The 2,290-nt window shown below is 63.5% G+C and carries 2 protein-coding genes and 1 pseudogene; 1 reads left to right on the top strand and 2 read right to left on the bottom strand.

The features are described 5' to 3' along the window. Positions 1-1,034 (bottom strand): annotated as a pseudogene (locus VF631_RS02845) (hypothetical protein); the annotation flags it as partial. A 95-nt stretch (positions 1,035-1,129) separates the two neighbouring features. Then, the gene (locus VF631_RS02840) at positions 1,130-1,384 is read right to left on the bottom strand and encodes a hypothetical protein (protein WP_431848756.1); all 255 of its coding nucleotides are present in this window, start codon (positions 1,382-1,384) and stop codon (positions 1,130-1,132) included. 85 nt (positions 1,385-1,469) lie between these two features. Here VF631_RS02840 and VF631_RS02835 point away from each other — a divergent pair, with 85 nt between their 5' ends. Continuing rightward, a complete protein-coding gene (locus VF631_RS02835; protein ID WP_431848755.1) occupies positions 1,470-1,862 on the top strand; it encodes a hypothetical protein in 393 nt (130 codons plus the stop codon). The last annotated feature ends 428 nt before the right edge of the window (positions 1,863-2,290 follow it).

The following is a 2,290-nucleotide window of genomic DNA, read 5'->3' as shown; positions in this document are numbered from 1 at the left end:
CCAGCAGCCTTGTCTAACGGCATGCCGCTGTCAGCGGCGAGAGCGGCCGTGAACTGCGCCCGAAGGGCGTTCAAGGTCGGTGCGGCGGCCGTGCCGAGATTGAAGTACCGGAAGAGCGCGGCACCAGCCAGGAGCGATCTCGCGGTGTCGTGCGCGCCCGCGCTGAGCTGAGCCGTCAGCAGGAGCGCGCGCTTCTCGATTTCGCCGCCGCGCCAGGCGAAACGGATATGATCAAGCTCCTTCAACGCCGTCGCAGCGGCGAGGGTCTTGGCGCCGACGCTCCCTTCGAGAATACTGATCTTCGCGTCCATGCGCTCTTCAGCGGTACCGCTGAGGCCGACACGGCCGAGGCGCAGTCGGCCTTCCTGCGCTTCTCCGAGGGCGATGTAAGCCCTACCCCTGAGGAGATTGGCTCCAGGATCGCGGTCGCGCAGCTGGGCAAGCCAAGTAATCGCCTGAGCCGGCTTGTCCGCCCCGAGCGCTGCGCGCGAGGCGGCGAGAACAAAACTCGCGCGCTGCTGCATGGAACGAGCGTTGATCGCCGCGAGTGAGCATTGAACCTGCCCGAGCGCCTGCCCGGCGAAACCGGCCTCGCCCAGGCTCCGCATCCGCCATGCACAGGCTTCCGGATTGTCGGTCAGGACGTCACCTCTTAGCGCGTCCAGCGCCTCGGCATGACGACCGAGCTGCGTCAGCGCCGCGCCGCGAGCGAGCTGCCAGCTGTCCACCAGCGTCAGATCGGGATCGTCGCTCTTCATGACCTCGAGCACGCCTAACGCCTCCGAGCCCCTGCCCTGGCCGATCAGGCTGCGGGCATACATCCAGCGCGCCTGCTGTCGTGTGGCCGAGGTGGTGCCGGCAAGCGCCGCCCAGGCATCGTCATAGGAGAGAACTGGCCAGGCATCCGGCCCCGAAAGGGTCGGCTGCTCCGCAAGGTTCGCGGCGAAGCCGGTGAAGCGGGCGCGGCCGATCGGAGGAGAGACCGCTTCTTGTGGCGTCGCGGCGACAAGGGCACCGAGACCAGGGTCAGGCATTGCTCCTGCTGACGTTGCCGTAGGCACGGCCTCGGCGGTGGAGCCGGCGACGGCGAGGACGGAGGCCACCAACAACGAGAAGGATGCCTTCGTCATCACGAGACGCCGATCAGCGGGAACAGCGCACCGCCCAACGCGCAGCAGACCAGGAACAGGACGAGCATCGCCGCCGTCTTGCGGCTTGCCGTGGACGGCGTGGTCGTGGCTGGCCCTGCGTGCTTGGTCGATCGGGCTGCGTCCACGATGACAGCATCGGCGGCGTCTCCGCGTCGCCTTTGGGCGGGTGCGGTCTCGGTGTTGGTGCCGCCGCTGACGACACGCATGCGCGCTGGTTTCTGATCTTGGCTCATGGATCGTCCCAAAGGAAGGGTTTCCTTCTATTATAGAGGAAAGGTGCCCGCCGGTTGGTGCCTGTGCAGAGTTGCCGGAGCTTCCATGCGAAAACTCACTCGTCTAGCCCTTGCGCTCTCCCTCGTCGTTTCGGCCGCGACCGCCTCTGCTTCGGGTAGCGGTGGCGAGCTTCATCTCGTCACCATGGATGAGATGAGCGTACCGATCGTCGACGGAGCCCGGACCGATGGCGTCTTGCGGTATCAACTCGTGATCGAGGCTAAGGACGACGAGGCGGCTAGCCAGCTGACAGCTAAACTTCCTTTGCTCCGAGCCGCGTCACTGATCGCGGCGATCGAATTCGCGCGGCTCTATGCCTCGCCGATGATGCCGGTCGATGCGAGCCGGTTCTCCTCGTACATGACCGCCGCATTGAAGGCCCAGAACCTGGGTGTCGGACGCGTGCTGCTGGTGAAGGTCATGGCGGTCCGAGCCTAGAGCTGCAGGGCGACCTGCGGGCACTCGCTCGAACCACCAAGCGGTGGGGCTTGGTGGAGGAAGACCGGAATCAGCGCACCGTGGCGAGCGTCACGAGCATCGCGATTTCGGTGCGGTGCGGTGGAGCCCGTTGAACGGGATCTTTCAGGCGCAACGATTTGCGCGAAGAACACCAAAAAGATACGGAATGAGAGACTGGCTATCCCGGCGCATAGTAGGTGGCATGATCAGGCGCTGGTGACGTTGCTAATCTTGAAGTTGCCTAACGGTTAGTTAATGCCGAGGGCGGCATGTAGATGCATCAAGTTGAATTGAAGCCTTTTACGTCCCGACACGTACTAAGAATCATTTGGTTAAAAACAGTTATCCTTGAAAAAGTTTTGCAGATTGCACTCAAAAGAGCTTTTCGTTGCCATAATGAGAGAACG

The sequence above is a fragment of the Allosphingosinicella sp. genome (assembly GCF_036387615.1).
Taxonomy (GTDB): Bacteria; Pseudomonadota; Alphaproteobacteria; order Sphingomonadales; family Sphingomonadaceae; genus Allosphingosinicella.
This window is presented reverse-complemented; position numbering and strand designations above follow the sequence as displayed.